At 53.6% G+C, this 21,454-nt stretch carries 21 protein-coding genes and 1 pseudogene; 14 read left to right on the plus strand and 8 right to left on the minus strand.

Translation table 11 applies throughout. The features are described from left to right. Nucleotides 1-46: 46 nt before the first annotated feature. Nucleotides 47-343: a hypothetical protein gene (locus tag MKZ35_RS02985; protein ID WP_482511730.1), complete on the minus strand. Its 297-nt coding sequence runs from the start codon at nt 341-343 to the stop codon at nt 47-49. A gap of 143 nt (nt 344-486) precedes the next feature. Between MKZ35_RS02985 and MKZ35_RS02990 the strand changes: the two genes are divergently transcribed. The 7 genes and pseudogenes from MKZ35_RS02990 (at nt 487) to MKZ35_RS03020 (ending at nt 6,033) form a co-directional block, all read left to right on the plus strand. Then, nucleotides 487-1,011: an RNA polymerase sigma factor gene (locus tag MKZ35_RS02990; RefSeq protein WP_482511731.1), complete on the plus strand. Its 525-nt coding sequence runs from the start codon at nt 487-489 to the stop codon at nt 1,009-1,011. Continuing rightward, the gene (locus MKZ35_RS02995; RefSeq protein WP_482511732.1) at nt 1,011-1,628 is read left to right on the plus strand and encodes a hypothetical protein; all 618 of its coding nucleotides are present in this window, start codon (nt 1,011-1,013) and stop codon (nt 1,626-1,628) included. The genes MKZ35_RS02990 and MKZ35_RS02995 overlap by 1 nt, the downstream gene beginning before the upstream one ends. Nucleotides 1,629-1,711: 83 nt before the next feature. After that, nucleotides 1,712-2,649: pseudogene (locus MKZ35_RS03000) on the plus strand (ABC transporter ATP-binding protein). Between the two features lie 149 nt (nt 2,650-2,798). Then, nucleotides 2,799-3,677 (plus strand): ABC transporter permease, encoded by an 879-nt coding sequence (locus MKZ35_RS03005; protein ID WP_482511733.1) that lies wholly within the window; start codon nt 2,799-2,801, stop codon nt 3,675-3,677. Next, nucleotides 3,674-4,138: an ABC transporter permease gene (locus tag MKZ35_RS03010; protein ID WP_482511734.1), complete on the plus strand. Its 465-nt coding sequence runs from the start codon at nt 3,674-3,676 to the stop codon at nt 4,136-4,138. Before MKZ35_RS03005 ends, MKZ35_RS03010 begins: the two co-directional genes overlap by 4 nt. A 210-nt stretch (nt 4,139-4,348) precedes the next feature. Further along, complete coding sequence (locus MKZ35_RS03015) at nt 4,349-5,221, plus strand: ChaN family lipoprotein (protein WP_482511735.1); 873 nt, start codon at nt 4,349-4,351, stop codon at nt 5,219-5,221. 491 nt (nt 5,222-5,712) lie between these two features. Beyond that, nucleotides 5,713-6,033 (plus strand): hypothetical protein, encoded by a 321-nt coding sequence (locus MKZ35_RS03020; RefSeq protein ID WP_482511736.1) that lies wholly within the window; start codon nt 5,713-5,715, stop codon nt 6,031-6,033. Nucleotides 6,034-6,069: 36 nt separating this feature from the next. On the opposite strand, the gene MKZ35_RS03025 is transcribed toward MKZ35_RS03020, so the two are convergent. Beyond that, complete coding sequence (locus MKZ35_RS03025) at nt 6,070-6,423, minus strand: HesB/IscA family protein (protein WP_482511737.1); 354 nt, start codon at nt 6,421-6,423, stop codon at nt 6,070-6,072. A 198-nt stretch (nt 6,424-6,621) separates the two neighbouring features. Here MKZ35_RS03025 and MKZ35_RS03030 point away from each other — a divergent pair, with 198 nt between their 5' ends. Continuing rightward, a complete protein-coding gene (locus MKZ35_RS03030; protein WP_133273785.1) occupies nt 6,622-7,158 on the plus strand; it encodes a DUF7935 family protein in 537 nt (178 codons plus the stop codon). A 228-nt stretch (nt 7,159-7,386) separates the two neighbouring features. On the opposite strand, the gene bshA is transcribed toward MKZ35_RS03030, so the two are convergent. Both bshA and MKZ35_RS03040 read right to left on the minus strand, forming a co-directional pair. Continuing rightward, nucleotides 7,387-8,523: an N-acetyl-alpha-D-glucosaminyl L-malate synthase BshA gene (bshA, locus tag MKZ35_RS03035; RefSeq protein WP_482511738.1), complete on the minus strand. Its 1,137-nt coding sequence runs from the start codon at nt 8,521-8,523 to the stop codon at nt 7,387-7,389. 293 nt (nt 8,524-8,816) lie between these two features. Beyond that, a complete protein-coding gene (locus MKZ35_RS03040) occupies nt 8,817-11,957 on the minus strand; it encodes a serine hydrolase domain-containing protein (protein ID WP_482511739.1) in 3,141 nt (1,046 codons plus the stop codon). 116 nt (nt 11,958-12,073) lie between these two features. On the opposite strand from MKZ35_RS03040, the gene mutL reads away from it, so the two are divergent. The 6 genes from mutL (at nt 12,074) to MKZ35_RS03070 (ending at nt 16,317) form a co-directional block, all read left to right on the plus strand. Continuing rightward, a complete protein-coding gene (gene mutL, locus MKZ35_RS03045; RefSeq protein ID WP_482511740.1) occupies nt 12,074-14,005 on the plus strand; it encodes a DNA mismatch repair endonuclease MutL in 1,932 nt (643 codons plus the stop codon). Between the two features lie 138 nt (nt 14,006-14,143). Continuing rightward, nucleotides 14,144-14,920: a rhomboid family intramembrane serine protease gene (locus MKZ35_RS03050; protein ID WP_482511741.1), complete on the plus strand. Its 777-nt coding sequence runs from the start codon at nt 14,144-14,146 to the stop codon at nt 14,918-14,920. 27 nt (nt 14,921-14,947) lie between these two features. Further along, nucleotides 14,948-15,727, plus strand: a complete 780-nt coding sequence (locus tag MKZ35_RS03055) for a rhomboid family intramembrane serine protease (protein ID WP_482511742.1) — start codon at nt 14,948-14,950, stop codon at nt 15,725-15,727. Continuing rightward, nucleotides 15,724-15,837, plus strand: coding sequence for a DUF6576 domain-containing protein (locus MKZ35_RS03060; protein ID WP_482511743.1), 114 nt, complete (start codon nt 15,724-15,726; stop codon nt 15,835-15,837). Before MKZ35_RS03055 ends, MKZ35_RS03060 begins: the two co-directional genes overlap by 4 nt. A gap of 16 nt (nt 15,838-15,853) precedes the next feature. Beyond that, complete coding sequence (locus MKZ35_RS03065; RefSeq protein WP_482511744.1) at nt 15,854-16,099, plus strand: hypothetical protein; 246 nt, start codon at nt 15,854-15,856, stop codon at nt 16,097-16,099. Nucleotides 16,100-16,110: 11 nt separating this feature from the next. Then, on the plus strand, nt 16,111-16,317 hold the full coding sequence (locus MKZ35_RS03070; protein ID WP_482512257.1) for a type II toxin-antitoxin system RelE family toxin: 207 nt from the start codon (nt 16,111-16,113) through the stop codon (nt 16,315-16,317). Between the two features lie 69 nt (nt 16,318-16,386). Here the strand turns inward: MKZ35_RS03070 and mdh are convergent, their stop codons facing one another. From mdh to MKZ35_RS03090, 4 genes are all read right to left on the minus strand, one after another. Beyond that, nucleotides 16,387-17,325 carry a malate dehydrogenase gene (gene mdh, locus MKZ35_RS03075; RefSeq protein ID WP_482511745.1) on the minus strand — a complete coding sequence of 313 codons (939 nt, stop codon included), beginning with the start codon at nt 17,323-17,325 and terminating at the stop codon, nt 16,387-16,389. 127 nt (nt 17,326-17,452) lie between these two features. Further along, the gene (locus MKZ35_RS03080) at nt 17,453-20,125 is read right to left on the minus strand and encodes a carboxypeptidase regulatory-like domain-containing protein (protein ID WP_482511746.1); all 2,673 of its coding nucleotides are present in this window, start codon (nt 20,123-20,125) and stop codon (nt 17,453-17,455) included. A gap of 83 nt (nt 20,126-20,208) precedes the next feature. Next, a complete protein-coding gene (locus tag MKZ35_RS03085; protein ID WP_482511747.1) occupies nt 20,209-21,018 on the minus strand; it encodes a GLPGLI family protein in 810 nt (269 codons plus the stop codon). A 115-nt stretch (nt 21,019-21,133) separates the two neighbouring features. Next, complete coding sequence (locus MKZ35_RS03090) at nt 21,134-21,397, minus strand: hypothetical protein (protein ID WP_482511748.1); 264 nt, start codon at nt 21,395-21,397, stop codon at nt 21,134-21,136. Nucleotides 21,398-21,454: the final 57 nt, after the last annotated feature.

Here is a 21,454-nt window from a genome sequence, read left to right on the forward strand (position 1 = left end):
ATCAGGGTGGTTTACTAGCATAGCTGCTTTCTCATGCGAGGCTGGTTCAACGTGTCTCGGTTTGGGCCTCACGTTGTTGCTTGGCTTTGATATCGCGCCCAATCTGGTACCCCATCAAGGCAAGAGCCACGATGATAATAGTGATTGATAGATATTTGCGACTGGGCGATAAGCTACTCGGGGTGGCCGCATCCTGACCAGCCGGAATATACTGGAGGTCGGAAAGCAGAAAACCAATACTGAGCAGTAAACAGATACCGGTCTGGACCCAGTCGCCCAGCCACAGGTTAAGGAGGGCAAGCAAACCGAAAATAACGGCCGCTATTACATTCAGCTTTTTCATGGTAGATGAGTGTAGGTTGAGTTATCTTATAGATCGCACTTATGGCCAACGCATTACGGGCGACCCTTGAATTATTTTGCGATAAATAATTTTTTCGGTGACTTGTAATGCTGCACGTATGGCGGCGATATAGGTAGTGTATCTTGGATATTTCCTCGCTCTTGGCTCCTGACCCAAATACCGCTGAATTTCTGACGCTCATCAATGCGCATCAGGCTATGCTCCGGCGAATCTGTCGGCTGTATTGCCCCGACGCCGATGACCAGCAGGACTTGTTTCAGGAAATTGTGCTGCAACTGTGGCGAGCCTACCCGCGCTACGAGCCGCGGGGGGCAAAAATCAGCACTTGGATGTACCGCATCGGGCTGAACGTGGCCGTGTCGGATTTGCGCCAGCGTACGCGTCGTCCCGTTGCTGAGCGTTTTGGTGCTTCTATTCCTGATTTGGCTGCCCCACCCGCCGACGGCCCCGACCCCGATGATCTGGACTTGCTTTACCGTGCTATTGAGCGCTTATCCGATGTGGAAAAAGCCTTTGTGCTACTCTACCTGGAAGAGCGCACTTACGAAGAAATGGCCGACATCCTGGGTATTACCCAAAATAACGTGCGCGTGAAAATGCATCGTGTACAAGACAAGCTTCACCACCTACTAACCGTCGCTGCCTAATGCAACTCAATGATTTTTCTCGACGCTGGCAGCAACAGCCATTTACCGAAGCTAAAGCGGTAGACACCGTACAACTTCAGGAGTTACTGAAAAACCGGTTGGGGCTGGTGGAGAAGATGCGCCGCAATGCGCGCGTAGAAATGGCGCTCACGGCCCTGCTAGTGGTGGTATTTTGCCTGCTGCTGCTCACATCCGACAAGTTGCTATCCGTTGTGCAAGCAGGCTTTCTGCTGTTTGTAGGCTTAGGGCAGCTTTACTACTACTATTACAAGCTAGGCGTATTGCGTCGGATGGCTACTGTGGAAGGCAACGTGCAGGCGCACTTGCAGAAGATGTGTACAGAGCTACGCCGCTTGCTGCGTTTTTTCTATCAAGCCTCCCTGATTATGGGTCCCTTCACGCTATTCTTAGGCTTTTGCTACTCCCTAGGCACAGAACTCGTACGGCCAGAAGGTATACGAGTAAATTACTTGCTGAGCCTGGCGGGTGTGCTTATCCTATTCGGTATAGCACTACAGATAGGCGTTGTGTACGGCACCCGGTGGTATGTACGGCGTCTGTATGGTCAGCACCTCGACCGGCTCGAAGGATATCTGCATGAGCTACAGGCCGATTGAAAATTTGCCCCCTATCTCACCTCCATAACAGTAGCATTGCTATAAATGAATACATTTAACATTGAAAAAACCTTATTCCAACCGTGAGCAACATTCTACAAGCAATTGACGTGCACAAAGCCTACGAGGCGCACGTGGCCCTGAACGGCGTTAGTCTCGACATTCCCGAGCGCAGCATCTTCGGTTTGCTAGGCCCCAACGGAGCGGGTAAAACCTCGCTGATTCGCATTATTACCCAGATTACGGGTGCTGATTCGGGCGAAATCCGATTTCGGGGGAGCGACTAAATCCCAGCCATATTGCCCAGATCGGGTATTTGCCGGAGGAGCGCGGGCTGTACAAGAAAATGAAGATAGGGGAGCAACTGCTTTATCTGGCCCAGCTCAAGGGCCTCAACAAGACGGATGCTACCCAGCGCATTAAAGCCTGGATCGACCGCTTCGATCTACGGGCCTGGGTAGGCAAAAACGTGGAGGACTTATCGAAGGGCATGCAGCAGAAGGTGCAGTTTATTGCCACGGTGCTGCACGAGCCCAGCCTGATTATCCTCGACGAGCCGTTCTCCGGTTTCGACCCGATCAACGCCAACCTGATTAAGGACGAGATTCTGGAGCTACGCGAAAAGGGCGCCACCATCATTTTCTCCACTCACCGCATGGAATCGGTGGAGGAGATGTGCGACTCTATTGCCTTGATTAACCGCTCGCGTAAGGTACTCGATGGCCCCGTAGGCACCATTAAGGATACGTTCAAAACGAACACCTACGAAGTGGAAGGCAAAGGCCGCCTGATGGTTATTCACCCCGATTTTGAAGTAATAGAGCACAAAGAGCGCGAAAACGGCTACTTCTACGACCGCATCCGTCTGCACGAGGGCGTGACGCCCAACGACTTGCTGCGCTACCTCATTGGCCAGGTCGAAATTCACGCCTTCCGCGAGCAGATTCCGAGCATCAATGAAATCTTCATTCGGCGCGTGAAAGAGACGATGCCGGAATCGCTGGTGGAGGAGAGCGTGTAGCGTTTCATACAAAATGTTAGACCGTCATGCTGACGAAGGAAGCATCTCGCTCGCGGCAGTGGGATTACTATTCCAGCATCAGCACGCGAGATGCTTCCTTCGTCAGCATGACCGCCTTTTTTAATTAGCATCAAAACCAACAACCCCCAATGGATAAAATCTGGCTTATCATTCAGCGCGAATACCTCACGCGGGTACGCAAAAAGAGCTTTTTGATCATGACTTTTGTGGGGCCGCTGCTTATGTCGGCCCTGTTTGTAATCCCGGCCCTGCTCACGCAGATGGGTTCGGACGAAAAGAAAATAGTGACCGTAGCCGACGCCGGGGGGCTTTTTGCCGGCAAACTTCCCCAGAACGAGAAGAGCGATATCCGCTACGTTCACGCGCCCGCCGACCTAAAAACAGCCAAAGCCGAGTTTCGGAAAAGTAAGAACTCGGCCCTGCTCTACATCCCACCGTTCGAGCTGACCAACCCCACGGGCATCAAGCTTTTTGGGCGCGAAAACCTGAGCCTTACCCTCCAGCTCAACGTGGAGCGCATGATAAACCGCCAGGTAGAAGCGGCCCGCCTGCGCGAGTCGGGCATCAATCAGCAGGTGCTCGACAACCTCAAGGCCGACGTGGACGTGGCCACGCTGAACCTGAGCGATGAGGGCGAAAAAGCCAGCAGCTCCATCGTCACGTCGGGCGTGGCTTATTTTCTGGCGTTCCTGATTTACCTGTTCATTTTCCTCTACGGCGTCCAGATTATGCGCGGCGTGATTGAGGAGAAAACCAGCCGCATCGTGGAGGTGATTATGTCATCGGTGAAGCCGTTTCAGCTGATGATGGGCAAGGTGTTCGGCATCGCGGCCGTGGGCCTGACGCAATTACTACTGTGGGTGGCGCTATCGAGCATCGTCATCACCGGCGTGTCGGCCACGATGGGGCTGGATACAGTGGCTACTTCGCGCACCCAGCAAGTGCAAACCGCCGCCCAATCGGCTGGGGCCACGCCCGCCGAAACCGAAAAAAGACGGCTACCATGATGCAGACGGTGACGGAAGGCTTCGCCAACCTCAATCTGCCGCTCATCATCGGCAGCTTCCTGTTTTATTTTCTGGGGGGCTATTTGCTCTACGGGGCCTTGTTCGGAGCCATCGGGGCGGCCGTGGACAACGAGACGGATACCCAGCAATTCATGCTGCCCATCACCATGCCCCTGATTCTCAGCTTCATCGTGGCCCAAAGCGTGATGATTCGGGACCCGAACGGGACGGTAGCGTTCTGGATGTCGATGATTCCGTTCACCTCGCCCATCGCCATGGTTATTCGCATTCCCTTCGGCGGCGTCACGACGGGGCAGCTACTGCTCTCGATGACGCTGCTGGTTTTGGGCTTTATTGCCACGATTTGGGTAGCGGCTCGCATCTACCGGGTGGGCATTTTGCTGTATGGCAAAAAGCCAACGTACCGTGAGCTGAGCAAATGGATGTTTTATAAAGGATAGGAACGCGCCCCGGCCCGTTTGGCATCCGTGCCACTCAAGTATTTGTAGCTGTACTTGAAATAATGTTTCGCAACGATTGAACGCGCCATGGTGCCGTTCCTGTAAAAGCCCCGTCATTTGTCCACGGCAACAACGACGGGGCTTTTTGCGCATTATAAGGAACAACAAGGCAGCTCGCCGACTTTCTGTTCTACGCCACCAACTTTGCTTATGCGCCGCTTCTTCTTCCTGCCAATCGTGCTTAGCCTCCTGAGCTTCCGCACCGGCGACCGTCCCGCTTACCGCCTCTACACCGCCGCCGGCAAATCGGCCAGCTACGATAAGATGCTGAAGGAACTCGCCAAAGCCGATGTCGTGCTTTTCGGCGAGCAGCACAACGATCCCATCGCGCACTGGCTACAGCTGCAACTAGCCCGCGACTTAGCGCAGCGCAAAGCTGGCCAGCTGGTGTTGGGCCTGGAGATGTTTGAGCGCGATGTGCAGCCGCTCGTGGAGCAGTACAACACCGGCGAGCTGGACGATAAAGCGTTTGAAGAGCAAAGCCGGCCCTGGCCTAATTATGCCACCGACTATAAGCCCTTACTTCAGCTGGCGCGGCAAAACAAGCTGCGCGTAGTTGGTACCAACGTACCGCGTCGCTACGCTTCCCAAGTAGCGAAAGGTAGCCTGACCGCTCTCGATAATTTGCCCCCCAGCGAGCAGGAATGGCTGGCCCCGCTGCCCATTACCGTCGATTATGCACTGCCTGGCTATGCCAGCATGGCAAAGATGTTTGGGGGCGATGTTCACGGCGGCGCGGGAGCCCAGAATATCATTCAGGCCCAAGCCCTGAAAGACGCTACTATGGCGCATTTTATTCTGAAAAACCGTCAACCCGGCCAGCTGCTGCTGCACCTCAACGGCAGCTATCACTCCGACAACTACGACGGCATCAACTGGTATCTGCGTCAGGCCGAGCCCAAGTTACGCATTCGTACTATCTCCACCGTCTCGCAGGAGCAACTGGGAAAGTTGGAGGAGGAGCACCTACGCAAAGCCGACTTCGTGCTGGTAGTGCCAGCCGATATGACCAAAACGTATTAAATGAGTATGATTTGTCTTTATAAAGAGCAATACCAAGCTGCACTCGGCGTATTTGAGCTGAAAATCAATTCAATACTGAATATTTTAGACGTTGGTTCCGAAGGGTACGAAACCAATCTTGTGACAGCTGGTCATCAAATCAAGATAAGACGGGTGCAAGCTCCGACTGATTGACTACCAGCCAGGATGAGCGTATCGACTGCTGAAGCGTGGATGTTTTATATTCAGAAGCGCAACTCGGTGGGGGAGCATCTGACGGCGATGGTCTAAAGCGTGGTGATGGTGCCGTTTCAGGTTGAATCAAAAGGAGCTTGAATAGCTTGTTCAGCGCCTTTTTCAGTTGGTCATGCATTAGGCTTATCACCACGCTTTAGACCACCGCCCATCTGACATTTACTTTTAGTCTGGCAGAAGCAAATCCTGCTATTCAAACAGATGCTAGCACAGGTGAATGTTTAACAGCAATTGAACTCGAAAATGAAGCTCATCAAGTGCATATAGGTACACAGGATGAAGATTGGTTAGCTTCAAGAGCTGAAAAAAACGACTGGGTACCAAAACGGTTGGCGTACGCGCTGGGCACTTGGAGTCTTACTGTCACAACCATCGAAACAGATGGGCTAACAACTCAACTACCAGAATTGCTGGAAGGCGAACGATTCTATTTCCATTACATTTTGGCTGAGAGCCTGCGCCGTAAATCCGAAGTGTACCCTGATAATTGGGATGTATCGACATGGTATGCTGTCGATCAATCAAAAGAGGCTTTGGAACAAGCGTGGAGCCAGCAAACAAAAAAGCCACCGCAGTGACGGTGGCTTTTTATTGGAACTAAGAAACTCGATTTTCTATGCTGAGAATGACGAGCCGCAGCCGCAGGTGCTTTTAGCCTGGGGGTTATTGAAGACAAAGCCGCGAGCGTTCAGGCCGTCTTGGTAGTCGACTTCCATACCCAGTACATACATAGCGTGTTTTTTGTCCATGATAAGGCGCAGACCGTCAAGGTCGTACACCTCGTCATTGTCTTTTGCTTTATCGAAGCCGAGCAGGTAGCTCATGCCTGAGCAGCCGCCGCCCTGCACCCCAATGCGCAAGCCATATTCAGTAGGTACTTTCTTTTCTTCGATGATATTTCTGACTTCTACCAAAGCCCGCGAGGTGAGGCTGATGGGAGCAGTTTTGGTTGAAACGGCCGTTGCCATAATGAGTTCGTGGTTAAGAGAAGACTGGTGCAAAGATACGAAGACTGTCGCATTCGTATAGTGTTAGAACAGCCGGTTGGCCGGTCCGGTTCACTGGTTATCTTTGCTCAAACACCACGCCAGTCGCCTGGTAGTTACGGCCAACAGTTTCAGCCATTTATCCCTTACACTTCGCCAAATTCGGCTTGATACTCTCGCATGGATACTACTGCCTATATTTTTGAATTGCTCAAAATCATCCTGCCGGCTATTATCGTGGCCGGCTCGGTGTTTCTGCTGATTAAGCAGTATTTTGAGAAAGAGCAGCAGCGACGTCTGATTGAGCTGCGCTTGCAGAGTAGCAAAGAAACGCTGCCAATTCGTTTGCAAGCCTACGAGCGCGTAACGCTGCTGCTGGAGCGCATTACGCCTAATAACATTCTGGTGCGCCTCAGCAGCGCCGGCCAAACGGCACCCGAGTTTCACCGCCTGCTGCTCCAGGAGATTCGCGCCGAGTTTGAGCACAACCTTTCTCAGCAGCTTTACATGAGCCCCGACGCCTGGGACCACGTAAAGCAGGCCCGCGAAAACGTGCTCACGATGATTAATAAATCCTACCACGCGCTGCCCGCGCCCCAGCAAGCCCGTGGCACCGAGCTAGCTAAGCGCGTGCTGGAAACGCTAATTGCCGAAGAAGTAGATCCCACGGCCCGCGCTCTGAATGTAGTGAAACGGGAAGCCGCAAGTCTGTTTTAAGCTTGTTTAGCAATGAAGCTGTTTAATAATTCAGAAAAATCATCCTAGAACGTCATGCAGAGCGGAGCGAAGCATCTCGCGTGCTGATGGCTGCTTAGTAATCCAGCTAAACATGCGAGATGCTTCACTCCGCTCTGCATGACTGAAAAGTGAATTCGATAAACAACTTCAATGACAAAAAAGCCCCCCAGATAACTTCTGGGGGGCTTTTTTGTGCGTCAATACCAACTACACCGCTGCCAGCTGGGAATCAATGGCACGCTGATAACACGCCTCATACAGCGGCACAATCTTCTCCACGGCAAACTCCTCGGCTCGGGCCCGCGCGGCGGCTTTGAACCTGGGCAGATTTTCATCGGCCAGAATAAAGAGGGCATTTTTCACCATCGCCGCCACATCGCCTACGGCACTGGTAGTACCCGTTACGCCATCCACATTCAACTCCGGAATACCCCCCGCATTGGTACTGACAACCGGTACTTCGCAGGCCATCGCCTCCAACGCGGCCAAGCCGAAGCTTTCCTTTTCCGAAGGCATCAGAAATAAGTCGCTGATGCTGAGAACTTCTTCCACAGCCTCCAACTTGCCCAAGAAGCGAATGTCGCTGAGGTAGCCGGTTTCGCGGCAGAGCTTTTCGATGCGGGGCCGGTCGGGGCCGTCGCCGACGAGCAGGAGCTTGGCCGGAATTTCTTTGCGCACGCCCGCAAAAATGCGCACCACGTCTTCCACGCGTTTCACGGAACGGAAGTTTGAGGTATGGATGAGCAGCTTCTCACCTTCCGGCGCAATAGCGGCCTTAAAATGTGACTTATTCTGCTTCTTGAAACGCTCCAGGTTGATGAAGTTAGGAATCACTTCAACATCCTTTTCAATGGCAAAATACTGGTAGGTCTCGGCCCGCAAGTCGGCGGATACGGCCGTCACGCCATCCGACTGATTGATGCTGAATGTGACCACCGGCTCGTAGCTGGCATCTTTGCCCACTAGGGTAATATCGGTGCCGTGCAGAGTGGTTATGATCGGAATCTGAATGCCTTTGGTGCGCAGAATCTGCTTGGCCATGTAAGCTGCCGACGCGTGCGGAATGGCATAATGCACATGCAGCACATCGAGCTTTTCGTGCTGTACAATGTCCACCATTTTGCTGGCTAACGCCAGTTCATACGGCGGAAACTGGAATAGCGGGTACGGTGGCACATACACCTCATGATAGAAGAGGTTCTCATTAAAAAAATCGAGGCGGACGGGCTGACTATACGTGATAAAATGGACGCGGTGTCCTTTGAGAGCCAGGGCTTTACCTAGCTCCGTAGCAACTACGCCGGAACCTCCAAAGGTGGGATAACAAACAATGCCAATATTCATGGTAGGGGAGGTTTCACCAAAATTCAGGTGGGCTGTCATTGGTTGGTGAATGGGGGAATGGCAGCGCTAATCAGCACTGGCGTGGTGAGGTAATCTTTAAAAAAGCCCCCCAGCAAGCTTGTTGAGCGAACAAGGGCCGAGTAGTTAACCCGACCGCGGGTATGGTATTGCTCAACGCGTGCCTCCGCAGTAGGTTACTCTGCGTGGGGGGCAAAAATTGGCGGTAAGCCATCAGGTTGATGTCTTACCGCCACATACGGATCAGAAGCTTTGTGAAAACGACGGACAACAGGTCATGTCTTGGAAATGCTTTTACTAAAAGACTTATAAATAACGTCGTGGATGCGTGTGCGGACGTTGTTTTGAATCAATTTGTTGTTGCCTGCATCAGGGTACACCCGATTAGAAAGAAAGATGTAGACAATTTTGTTTTCAGGATCGAGCCACACGCAGGTACCCGTGAAGCCGGTGTGGCCGAAAGTAGCTGGTGGCGCCATGCTCGATGTAGGGCCCTGGCCCGGCCCCTTTTCAGGCGTGCCGTGGTCCCAGCCAAGTCCGCGGCGGTTGCCCGCAATCTGCGGGCGTGAGAACTCCGTCACGACGGGCGACTGGAAATAGCGTACTCCACCGTAACGGCCGTTCTGCAGATTCATTTGCATGAGAATGGCCAGGTCATTGGAATTGGCAAACAAACCCGCGTGGCCGCCCACGCCGCCCACTATGGCTGCTCCTTGATCGTGTACGGAGCCACGGAGCTGGGAGTGGCGATAGTACGTGTCGTTTTCGGTGGGGGCGATGCAGGAGCTGGGAAACCGCTGCAACGGATTGTAGGTCATGGTGTTCAGGCCCAAAGGCTGATAAAACTGCTCGGCCAGAAACTGCTCAATTGGTTGCTTCAGTAGCTTTTCGCACAGGCGCTTCACGATCACAAAGGTCAGGTCGCTGTACTCCAAAGGATACTTGCCCTTTATCTTGGGCAATAAGCCAGAGCGCATCGTCCAGGCCCACACGGAATCGTCGGCGGCTTTGAGGCTATACGTGCCGGGCACTACTTCATTAGGGAAGTCAGCTGTGCGGGTACTGGCGTAGAAAGTAGGCTTGAGACCCGTTTTGGTGATGGTGCGCTCCCACATCGGAATACCCGCCTTCAGCCCTGCCTGGTGCAGCAGCAGGTCGCGCACGATAATGTCCTTCTTATTGGTGTTGCGCAGCTCCGGAAGATAAGTCGATACTTTCTCGTCGAGGTTAATTTTACCCTGATCTTTCAGGTACATAGCCGCCTGCAGCGTGCCAGCCACTTTCGTCACCGAGGCCAGGTCGTAGAGCGTGCTGTTGTTTACTGGCTGGGTACGGTCGTAGGTATTGAAGCCGTAGCTTTTATCGAAAATCACGGCCCCATTCTTCGCCACCAATACCTGGCAGCCAGGGGCGGCGGCATAGGCTACGGTTTCAAGGGCGATGTTATCAATCTGAGCTAAAACACGGGAATCTAACCCTTCGCTTTCCGGGGTTGCATAGCGCAGACGACGGAAGTCAGGCGTCGGTAGGCCAGTGCCGGCTTTGAGCGTCGGCGACACCGTGACGGGCAGGCGGCCCTTGGCTGGTAAAGCGCCAAACAATACCTGCGGAGTTACCAGTTGGGAAGGGAAATTATCCTCGTAAGCACAAACCAAGGTTCGGGCCGACTCCAGATACTTGAGCGAGTAGGCATTGCCCATCGCTACCACTACCGTTTTTACGCGTGGGTTAGCTTGTAGCTGCTCAATAAATTTCAGGGCCCCATCACCCATACCATACTTATGCACGGGCGTACTGTTCATGCCATGCAAGCTTACCACCACGGTATTATACGGCCTAAGGCGCGACAGAATACGCGCATACGTCGAGTCAGGGGCGTAGCGATTGGGCACGGAGTACACCGTTCCACCCTGATACTTGTTCATCAGCGTAGCATAGGTGTTGCTGGTCGGTGCGCCAATGGTAACAGAAGCAATCCGCAGCGTATCCAGCCGATGAAAAGGCAGAAGGTTATCCTGATTCTTCACCACCGTAACCGCGTGCTCATAAATCTGCTGCTGCACCATCCGGCTCAGGGGCCGGTTCAGGCTAGCCATCAGAGTACTCACCTCAACAGGGCGGTAGCGGTTAAGCCCAGCCCAATACTTGGCTCGCAGAATCTTGCGTATTCTGTACTCCAGGTCAGCCGGTTGGATTTTGCCCCCCGCAATGGCTTCCCGAATCTTCTGCAGGGCTACGGGTACATCTTCCGAGAAGAGCAAAACATCGTTGCCCGCCTCCAAAGCCAAGGCATCTACTTCTCCGGGCTTGTACAGGTTCGCGACGCTCTTCATGTTCAGCGCATCGGTGAAAACGAGCCCTTTGTAGGCCATTTTCTCCTTGAGCAAACCCGTCACAAGATTATGCGATAGGGTAGTGGTTTGCGTGCGGAGCGTATCGAAGAGGGGCATATAAAGGTGGGCCACCATCACGCCCATCACGCCCGCGTCAAACGACTGCTGAAAGGGGTATAAGTCGACATTGGTAAGCCGAGCCATGTCGGTATTCACCACGGGCAGCGCCACATGGGAATCGGTGTCGGTGTCGCCGTGGCCGGGGAAGTGTTTGGCTACGGCAATGATGCCGTGGTCCTGCAAGCCCCGGATATATGCCACGCCCCGCTTGGAAACCTGCTCTTTATCTTCTCCAAATGAGCGGTTGCCAATTACAGGGTTATTAGGGTTGGAGTTGACGTCAATGACGGGCGAAAAGCTGACATGCACGCCAAGCGCCTTCATATTGAGCGCAATTTCGCGTCCCATCTGGTACACGTACTGGTCGTCGTCCATGGCGCCCAGGGTCATAGCCTTGGCAAAATGCATGGAGCTGTCGAGGCGCATATCGAGGCCCCACTCAGCATCCATAGCGATGAGTAAGGGCAGCTTGGCTAGCCGTTGATAGCGATTGGTAAGGGAAGCTTGCCGGCGCGGGCCGCCCTGCAAAAACATAAGCCCCCCGATGTGATAATCGCGCACCAGCTCCTCAATCTGGAGGACGTGTTTGCGGTCCTTGTTGGAGTACGCGGCCACCATGAACAGCTGGCCCAGGCGCTGGTCGGGAGTAAGAGAGCTATACACGCTATCCACCCAGTTCTGCTCGGCCGGCGACATAGGGCGGACGTCTTTGTCAATCGGAGACGACGACGAAATAATCAGACCCGTGATGGCCAGCAATAGCAGCAAGAGTCTAATCGAATAATCCTTGAGCATCGGCTCTCCTGGTGTGGTCGTAACGTTGAAAACGAGCGGAATTAGCCCTACTTTTGTCCCCTTCAGGAAGCACTGGCGAGTGGGGCTGTAGTCATTTTGGCTGACCCAGGGCACCCGGTTTTCGCACTGCTCAGGTAGCTGGTTCGGCAGCCCGGGACGGGGCTGCACAAACCGAATTTGACCGCGAACTTACGGATAATTTCTCGGCCTCGGACTGTTTTAGCGGTAGTTAAGGCCTTTTTACTCCTGTTAACCTCTTTCTTAACCTCCTCAGTTCCCGGTCGATGGCGGACGTGATACAATTGCTACCCGAGTACCTCGCTAACCAGATTGCGGCCGGCGAGGTGGTCCAGCGTCCGGCATCCGTGGTGAAGGAATTGCTGGAAAATGCCGTGGACGCGGGTGCTTCGCAGGTGCAGCTCATTATCAAAGATGCCGGTAAGCAGCTCGTGCAAGTGGTAGACAACGGTGCCGGAATGTCGCCGACCGATGCCCGCATGAGCCTGGAACGCCATGCCACGAGCAAGATTCGTTCCACCGAGGATTTGTTCCGGATTCGCACGCTTGGCTTTCGAGGTGAGGCGCTAGCGTCCATTGCCGCCGTGGCGCAGCTGGAGCTGCGCACCAAACAACGCGAATACGATACGGGTACGCTGTTATTGGTGGAAGGCTCCCAGGTAATGAGCCAGCAGCCCGTGGCCTGCCCCGATGGTACCAGCATCGCGGTCAAGAATCTTTTTTACAACGTGCCGGCGCGGCGTAACTTTTTGAAGAGCAACGCTGTAGAGATGCGTCATATTCTGGACGAGTTCCAACATGTGGCCTTGGCAAATCCGCAGACAACTTTTTCGCTTTATCAGAATGAGCTGGAGGTGTTCAACCTGCCGGCCGGTAAGCTAAGCCAGCGCATCGTGGCTTTGCTGGGCAACGGCTATAAGGAGCAATTAGCGGCCTGCGAGGAGGTAACGCCCTTTATCACCGTCAAGGGGTTCATTGGCAAGCCTGAGTCGGCGAAGAAAAGCCGGGGCGACCAGTTCTTTTTCGTTAATAACCGCTTTATCCGCTCGGCTTACCTCAACCACGCTGTGCTGGCGGCCTACGAGGGCCTCTTGCCCCGCGACACTCATCCGTTTTACGTGTTGTTTTTGGAGCTTGACCCCAAGACCATCGACATCAACGTGCATCCGACCAAGACGGAGATAAAGTTTGAGGACGAGAAAACGGTGTATGCCATTGTGCGGGCAGCGGTGAAACAATCGTTGGGCATTCACAATATGGCACCCTCGCTGGACTTTGAAGGCGATGTGAACTTCGCCCCGATTCGTCCGCTGCGCACCTCTGGGGCCAGCCACAACTCCTTTTCCGACGAGTACCGCCCCGATGCGCTATCCGCCGCCGCCGCGCAGGCAGCCTCGCCTTCGCCCCGCGAGCGGCAGCCTGATAGATTTGCCCCCCAGGATCGAAATTTGCCCCCCAGACCTACCGATCAGGCCAAACGGGATTTGGAAGACTTTTACCGCTCGCTCGGTCAGACCACCCTGCCCGATGTAGAGGCGGAAGCCACCGATACGCCGCCGTCAGAGGAGGAACTGGCGTCGATAGAAACGGCCAGCCCGGAGTTGCCCTTGCGCGAAAATCAGGCGGGGCCGGGGAGCAAGGTTATTCAGGTGCATCAGCAGTATGTATTGGTGCCGGTAAAATCGGGGGTGATGCTGATTGACCAGCTGGCCGCCCGTGAGCGGATTCTGTATGAGCAATACGCCCAGGCTTTGGAGCGGGAAAGTGGCGCTTCGCAAACCCTGCTTTTCCCGCGCACCGTTACGTTTTCGCCCGCCGATTTTGCCGTGTTGCGTGAGGTTACCGATCCGTTGCACGCGCTGGGGTTTCGCTTCACCGAATTTGGCCCCCTTACCATTGCCGTGGAAGGCATTCCGGCCGATGTACCGGCCCGCGACGAAAAGGAACTGTTTGAAGGCCTGATTGAGCAGTTTCGGACCCACGCCGGCCCCGTAAAGCTGGATCGGCGCGAGCAGATGGCGCGGGCCTTAGCTCGTCGCGTGGCCAGCAGCGCGGCCAGCGCCCGCCTGTCCGAGGTGGAGATGAACGCCCTGGTTGATCGGCTTTTTGCCTGCGCCGTGCCTGGCTACACGCCCGACGGCCGCAAAACTCTGGTGCTTTTAGAGCTCGATCAGCTGCAAGCGTTCTTCACTCGATAAGCAAGTAGATGGCACTGCATTCGGGCCGGTTATCGTTTCCGACGGTAATACCGTTTAAGCCGTAATAATCTGCTTGACTATCGCCCCGGTTAGCTGTTGCTAGCAGCGTAACTCATCTCATCCGCCTTTCCACGCTTCATGTTCAATCTGACTCCCACAGTTCGCATTTTACTGTTTATAAATATTGGCGTTTTCCTGCTCGCCTCGCAGCTAGGGCTGGGCTGGCTGGCATTATATCCGGTGGGCTCACAAAGCTTTCAACCCTGGCAGTTTCTGACCTATATGTTTATGCACGGCGGGCTGGGGCACATTTTTGGCAATATGTTCGGCCTTATTTCTTTCGGGCCGCTATTGGAGCAGCGCTGGGGTGGCCAACGGTTTCTGATATTTTGGTTGGTATGCGGAATTGGGGCTGGTATCCTGTATTCGGGCGTACGGTTTTATGAGCTGAATAAAATGAACGAAGCGCGGCTGGCGTTTCAGCAGGAGCCTTCCGGCGTGGCCTTCGCTGATTTCTTTCGCGATAATGCGCCCGAAGCCCGCGGCTTCGAAGTAGTGGCCGCCGCCTTGCAGCGCAACCCCAACGACGCGGGCCTGATTGCCTCCGCTAATGAAACTATCAATGCCATCTACGGCCGCAGCTTTAACTCGCCGATGGTGGGTGCTTCGGGCGCGCTGTTTGGTATTTTGTTCGCCTTTGCCTATTTATTCCCCAACACGGAGCTAATGCTCCTGTTCTTTCCCTTCCCGATCAAGGCAAAATACTTCGTCGCGCTGTATGGCATCTATGAGCTCTACTCCGGCTTCAAGCGGGTGCCGGGCGACAATGTGGCGCATTTCGCCCACTTGGGTGGAATATTGATTGGGTTCATTTTGTTGAAACTCTGGGAGCGCAACCGCACCCGGATGTACTAATAACGGTTAACACCTGCTGCGTTTTTCATGAGTATTGTAAACGATATCCGCACCGCCTTCAGCCGCCGCGACAATGCCCTGAATCAGCTTCTGCTGATCAATATCCTGGTATTTGTCGTGCTGATTCTGATTAAGGCGGTAGCGTTTTTGGCTGGGGGCTCGGGCATCTACGAAAGCATCGTGCGTCTGTTTAGCCTGCCTGCCGACCTGGGCGCGCTGGTGCGTCGGCCCTGGTCGGTGCTGACGTATGCTTTTCTACATCAAGGCTTTCTGCACATTATTTTCAATCTGCTGAACCTGTATTGGTTTGGCTCTTTAGTGCGCGAGTACCTCGGCGACCGGAAGCTGGTCAGTCTCTACATTTTGGGCGCGCTGGCCGGCGCAGCGTTATTTCTGCTGGCTTATAATTTGGTGCCGGCTTACCGCAATGGCCCGCTGGCTGAAGTATTGGGCGCCTCCGGGGCCGTTACGGCCATCATTGTGGCCGCTGCTACTTTGCTGCCAGATTATACGTTCAGCTTAATCCTGATTGGTCCGGTCAAGATCAAGTACATCGCCTTCGTAGTCGTACTCATTTCTCTGGCTGGCATCGATGGTGGCAACGCCGGGGGTGAAATCGCGCACATCGGGGGGGCCATTTTTGGCTTCGCATTTATTAAACTGCTCCAGCGCGGTACTGATCTGGGCCGCCCAGTGCAGGCCATCGGCGATTGGCTCGGGGGCTTTTCAGCGGCCGGCCGCGCCTACGGGTTACGCACCGAAGCAAGCCTGCTGAGCCAGCCACCGCCCGTAAAGGCAACATCGTGAAACCCGAGCAAGACGAGATTGACTTGATTCTGGACAAGATTTCCCGCTCCGGCTACGAGAGCTTGTCGAAGGACGAAAAGCAGAAGCTGTTTCGGGCGAGTCAGAAGTAAACTAAACCAGCAGAATATGAACTCATTAATGATAACTCCCAAGAGCAAATCAGATATGAAGCTAATAACTGATTTAATGAAAAAGCTGAATGTAGAAGTTAAAGTACTGACGCCGGAAGAGCGCGAGGACGCAGGCCTGCTGACGCTAATGAAGGAGGCTGAAGGCAGTCGTCATCTTTCACGAGCCAGCATCATGAAAAAGCTTGGCAATTCGAGAAAACAACCTTTACGCTCAAATTCAGCAAAGACATTGATAAGTTAGCGGAAGCAGCAATCAAAGCTGATGTAGCGGGAGTAATTAAGCAAGTGGAAGCAGTTGACAAATGCACTGAAATTGTGAATTTGAAGAAGCTGAAGGGGCACAAAACAGCCTATCGGATTCGCTTGGGTGACTACCGCATTGGCGTTTTTATCCAGCGTGGGACGGTAGAGTTTGCCCGCATCGTGCATTGCAAGGATATTTATAAAGTATTTCCCTAAATAGACTTTTACTACAAAAAGCCCCCCAGACGTGGTCTGGGGGGCTTTTTTATATCTACTTAACGAAAACTAAGCCGTTTGGGTCATTTTGTCGAGAGCTTCCATTACTTCCTTCACATGGCCACGCGAAGTTTCGAGCATCTGCTTCTCTTCATCATTGAGTTGCAGCTCGATAACGCGCTCGATGCCGTTTTTGCCCAGAATAACCGGAGCACCGAGGTAAACGCCATCAATACCGTATTCGCCTTCCAGCTTGATGCACACGGGAAACACGCGGCGCTGGTCGCGCACGATGGCCTCTACCATTTGCGCGGCAGCCGCGCCCGGTGCGTACCACGCCGATGTGCCCATGAGCTTCACCAGCTCGCCACCACCCACGGCCGTGCGCTGCACAATAGCGTCAAGCTCGGCTTTGCCGATCAGTTCCGTCACTGGGATACCGCCCACGGTAGTGTAGCGGGGCAAAGGTACCATCGTGTCGCCGTGGCCGCCCATGAGTACGGCCTGAATGTCTTTGGGGCTCACGTTTAGGGCTTCAGCCAGGAAAGCGCGGTAGCGGGCCGTGTCCAGGATGCCGGCCATGCCAAATACCTTCTCGCGGGGCAAGCCAGAGGTAAGGTGGGCCTGATAGGTCATCACGTCGAGCGGGTTGGAAACGACGATGATAATGGCGTTGGGCGAGTACTTTACCACCTGCTCGGTCACCGTTTTGACGATGCCGGCGTTGGTCGAAATCAGGTCGTCGCGGCTCATGCCGGGCTTGCGGGGCAGACCGGAGGTAATAACAACTACTTCGGAGTCGGCGGTGCGGCTGTAGTCGCCGGTGACACCCACGGTACGGGAGTCGTAACCGATAACGGGCGACTTCTGCCAGATGTCCAGCGCTTTGCCTTCGGCGAAGCCTTCCTTGATATCAACGAGAACAATTTCGTTGGCGATTTCGCGGGTGGCGAGTACATCAGCGCAAGTTGCGCCCACGTTGCCAGCCCCAACTACGGTAACTTTCATCGGGTGAGGAATTGGGTGTACAGTTTAGGATTCGTGGGGTAAAAGTAAGCGAAAACGGTTTTCGCGCCGGAGGTTTTTGCGAAGGGTAGTGAAAACCCGACGTATAGCGCTCAGCTTTCTGCTAATCTCATAAGGACAAACGAACCGAAAAAAGCAGCTGCGATGGCCGCAACACGTAAGTGTTCTGCACCAGAATGAACTGGTCGGCAAACGAGTATTGATACTGCCGAGTATTAAAAATATTGCTCCACTTCACTTCAAAGTCAATTCTACGACCCTGCGTGAGCGTGTAGCGGTACACGACATCCGAAAACACGGTGCGTACCGTTGGGCCTGGCCCCTGGCTTTTGTAGTAGTCGGTATACAGTAGCAACTGATGATTGCTGACTGGATACAGCGCCAGGGAAGCATGATGTTCCTGCAGAACCGCCGCAGGCAGCGCGGGCGCACTTTCTACCTCGTTTCGCAACGCGGTAATCGTCACGTTGTACTCCAGGTTGCTCCATTCAAAGGGTGCCATACTGGCTTTGAAAGTGCCACTAAGACTGCGGTTTCGCGCCTCCGCCAACACAGCGTTCAGAATCTGCTGCTGCCGGTTGAGACGGGCGCTGCCCTGCAAGGTCACGGTCGTCTTGATAGCGCTGAGAAACTGGCTCACATTGGCCGACAGGTTGTGTGACACCGCCTGATTATCCTGGTCGATTGCCACGGTGGTCAGCACCCCGTTATCCTGTACGGTATTGCGGTAGAGCCGGTTATTGCTAACGACCGTGAAGCCGTAAGTGGCGTGGTAGAATAATGATTTTAACGGATTCTTATAATACAGCCCGACGTTGGAATTCCAAGCTAGGCTATGGGCCAGGGGCGCATCGTTACGTTGCAGGGTCCGGTAGTCGCGCAGAATGTAGGCGTAATTGAGCTGCTCGATGGTACCGAAGCGGTTGCTCAGGCCGGTGCCGGCCGAGGCGTACCACAAAGGGCTCAGGTCGTAGCGTCCGCTCAGGCGCGGCTCCGCTGTCAGGGTGCGCAGGTTTTGCGTAGCGGCCAGCGGCGTATCCCGAATGGCGAAGTGCCACAGACTGACGGGCATTTCCAGGCTGGCGTTCCAGGTCGGCGCTTTATAGCTGATAGTCGGCTGCGCGTAGTATTTGCCCCGCCTCCAATTCAGGCTATTGCGCCGGAGCGTATCGGCGGCTGGAAACAGGTCTGGCGCAACTTCCAGCGCGGAGGTCAGCCGCTGGATTTCCTGCGAAAAGCCTAGCGCGCCGGTATAGCCCCAGCGCCCCCGGCTGGTAATGAGGCTGACGGAATTATCGGTGTAGAACGTGGTCAACCGGACGCGCTGCCGGGCCGTGTCGTAGGCCATATCGCCGTTCAAGACATCGGCAAACGGGCCGGGCGACACGGCCAGCCGCTGCGGACTATTCGTGTAAAAAACGACCGAAGCTACTTGCACCAGCTTTTGCCCCCCAGCGGGCCGCACCACGCCCAGCCGGTTCGTGACAGCATAAAATGGGTTGGTGGCCTGCTGGGTGATGGGGACCTGCTCGGCGCCCCGCTGCACGTCGCCGGCCTGCGAATCCCAAGTGCCTTGCAGGCTCAGGGTATTTTTGAGATACTGTTTTTTACCGTTTTTAATCAGCGCCAGATCGGTTTGCAGGTTGTTGAACCGCAGGCGGTTGCGCTTGGCCTCGGTCAGCACTACCGTTTCGTCGGGTAGGTAATAAAACGTCTGGGAGCCGCCTTCCTGCCGTTGGGTATCGTGCAGGTAGGAGGCATTCACCCGCAGCTGCGTTTCCTTACTCACCGTTACTAAGTGGTTAGCGCTGAGCAGGTGAGCCTGGTTGAAGAGGTAGCGGCTGCCGACGATGGGGGGCAAATTTAGGCCCTGAATGCCGGTCAGCGTGGGTTTCTGGTTGCTGCTTTGGTCGAGCTGCCGTAGCTCTTCCAGGCCCAGGGGCTTTAGCTCGGCCAATACGTCCTGGCCCGTATTATTGGTCTGGTAAGTGTCGATGAGCTGCTGCTTTTTGGTAAACAGCATGGGCGACAGGTTCACGTTCCAGAGGGCCGGGGCCAGGCCGGCCCCGAGGCGAGCCTGCCCGGTCAGGGTCACGGCCTTTTTCAGTTTAAGATTTAGGGAGGCCCGGTCGGAGCGCACCAGGCTGTCGAGGGCGCGGATGGGCTGATGGTTTTCCAGCACCTGCACGTCGCGCACGGCCCCGGCGGGTAGGTTGTTGCTGGCCAGGTTGTAGCGCCCTTCCAGCAAATCCACGCCGTTGATGTAGAACTTCTGAATGGCCTTGCCCTCGTAGAGAATGCGCCCGTCGGCTTCTATCTCAATGCCCGGCATCTTGCGGAGCACGTCAGCGATTACCCGGTCTTTCGGGTCGGTGAAGGAGCCGACGTTGTAGCTAAGCGTGTCGCCCTGCCGGCGAATGGGGTCGGATTTGACGATTACTTCTTTGAGCTGGGTAGTGCTGGTCGGTAGCGTCAGGCTTACGGCTTGGCTGCGGTTGGGTAGCCGGCGTACCTGCTCCGTGAAGCCCAGCGCCCGCACACTAAGCACCAAAGAATCGGCCGGCCACTCGACGCGGAGCGTAAATTGACCTGACTCGTCCGTTGTTACTACCGTTGAAATCTGAGTATCGCGGGCATTTTGCAATTCAACCAATGCTCCCGGTATCGGTTCCTGCTGCGCCGTACGCACTTGCCCGCTAATTGTGCTCTGCGCGGTGGACGGACGCCAACCGATTATTAACCAGATCAGGAATAATAAGTACGCAACAGCCCGCCATGACATAGGTAATTTGTACAACAGGTATACTTTTACTGCCAATTTAGCCCACGGCTTGTACAGTTGCTATACTCACACTATCCGCTATTTTATTTAAGCTCAATCGGATTATTCTTCCTGGCTTGCTTCTGCTTATAGTTTTGTATTAGCTGATGAGCCACCTCTGGAGAATTGCCTTTGGTAGCAACTTCCGTTACCTTCTGTAAGTAATATACAGATTCTCCTTTGGTATATTCGGTTGGAGTGGTAGAAACGGCCTGCACGGGAAGGCTCAATTTGGTGCCAGGACTTAATTTCGCGAGGCGAATGAGCGTAAATTTATAATGCCCCCGTGTATCCTCTATTTCCGTAATCAATCCGGGTAGTCCCGTAAACTTATAGGGTCCGTCGGAGACGGGTATTTCAGTTGTAAACCACGCTATCCACTGTCGTCCCCCAAATGAAGCCGTTGCCTTACGGCAGGCAAAGTTCGCAATTGCTTTAGATTCATTAGAAATTTTCCACGGGATAGTCGTAGAATTCTGCTTAATATTGTACGTTGTCTCACCAATTGTATCATAATGTTTAATGGTTTTATTTGAATATGATTTATATATTTTAAAATTGAAACCAGTCTTTATATACGTTACCAAAGCATTCACTGATGACTGATCGAATAAAGGACTAGTAAGTATAGAATCTTGGAAATGGGAATATTGACTCTCGAACCTAGAAGAGTTAGGAGCGATAGTAAGAAGCATAAGCTCAGATTTTTTCTCCTTACTTAAAGAGTCAGGCTGATAAGTTAGATTGTAAGTGCAGACAAAGGAGATTTCTTCCGATTGAAGTGAATTTGTTTGAAATGAAGTAGAGAAAAAACACGCAAGTAGAAGATAAGCGGCTAGAGTTAAATTTCTCATTATTTCTTTTTTTAGAGAAAGATTAATAAAAAGGCAACGAACAATTAGCCAGTTAAAAAACGTGCTAATTGTTCGTTGGGAATATCAGAATCATTTGTACTTTTGCTTTCCAGTCTTAACAGTAAATTTTTGCCAAAACTCTCACGAATTCACGCGCCTCAGCCCTAGATCCATAAATAGTTTCAGTATGCCCACATATACTAACTTCGTAAAATTCACCATTTACTTTAAAAAGAAGGTATTGTTGTTCGGGTGTTAAATCAGTTATCAAATGTGAGGCGATTTCACTAGAATTATCACCTTTTGCTGAAGGAGTCATTCCAAAGCTGGCAAAAGAGGTCCCGCACAATAGCGCGGCGAGAAATAAAGACTTTTTCATAATACAGTTGTAATTGAGATTAATTAACGACTTCAAGTAACCGTGAAATCAGCGGTC

This window comes from Hymenobacter sp. R533113, assembly GCF_056835965.1.

Coding starts and splice junctions, on each gene's coding strand:
- mutL (WP_482511740.1), top strand. CDS start 12,074: ATGGCGGACGTGATACAATTGCTACCCGAGTACCTCGCTAACCAGATT.
- MKZ35_RS03055 (WP_482511742.1), top strand. CDS start 14,948: ATGAGTATTGTAAACGATATCCGCACCGCCTTCAGCCGCCGCGACAAT.
- MKZ35_RS02985 (WP_482511730.1), bottom strand. CDS start 343: ATGAAAAAGCTGAATGTAATAGCGGCCGTTATTTTCGGTTTGCTTGCC.
- MKZ35_RS03090 (WP_482511748.1), bottom strand. CDS start 21,397: ATGAAAAAGTCTTTATTTCTCGCCGCGCTATTGTGCGGGACCTCTTTT.
- mdh (WP_482511745.1), bottom strand. CDS start 17,325: ATGAAAGTTACCGTAGTTGGGGCTGGCAACGTGGGCGCAACTTGCGCT.
- MKZ35_RS03015 (WP_482511735.1), top strand. CDS start 4,349: ATGCGCCGCTTCTTCTTCCTGCCAATCGTGCTTAGCCTCCTGAGCTTC.
- MKZ35_RS03025 (WP_482511737.1), bottom strand. CDS start 6,423: ATGGCAACGGCCGTTTCAACCAAAACTGCTCCCATCAGCCTCACCTCG.
- MKZ35_RS03030 (WP_133273785.1), top strand. CDS start 6,622: ATGGATACTACTGCCTATATTTTTGAATTGCTCAAAATCATCCTGCCG.
- bshA (WP_482511738.1), bottom strand. CDS start 8,523: ATGAATATTGGCATTGTTTGTTATCCCACCTTTGGAGGTTCCGGCGTA.
- MKZ35_RS03005 (WP_482511733.1), top strand. CDS start 2,799: ATGGATAAAATCTGGCTTATCATTCAGCGCGAATACCTCACGCGGGTA.
- MKZ35_RS03050 (WP_482511741.1), top strand. CDS start 14,144: ATGTTCAATCTGACTCCCACAGTTCGCATTTTACTGTTTATAAATATT.
- MKZ35_RS03080 (WP_482511746.1), bottom strand. CDS start 20,125: ATGTCATGGCGGGCTGTTGCGTACTTATTATTCCTGATCTGGTTAATA.
- MKZ35_RS02995 (WP_482511732.1), top strand. CDS start 1,011: ATGCAACTCAATGATTTTTCTCGACGCTGGCAGCAACAGCCATTTACC.
- MKZ35_RS03085 (WP_482511747.1), bottom strand. CDS start 21,018: ATGAGAAATTTAACTCTAGCCGCTTATCTTCTACTTGCGTGTTTTTTC.
- MKZ35_RS03010 (WP_482511734.1), top strand. CDS start 3,674: ATGATGCAGACGGTGACGGAAGGCTTCGCCAACCTCAATCTGCCGCTC.
- MKZ35_RS03065 (WP_482511744.1), top strand. CDS start 15,854: ATGAACTCATTAATGATAACTCCCAAGAGCAAATCAGATATGAAGCTA.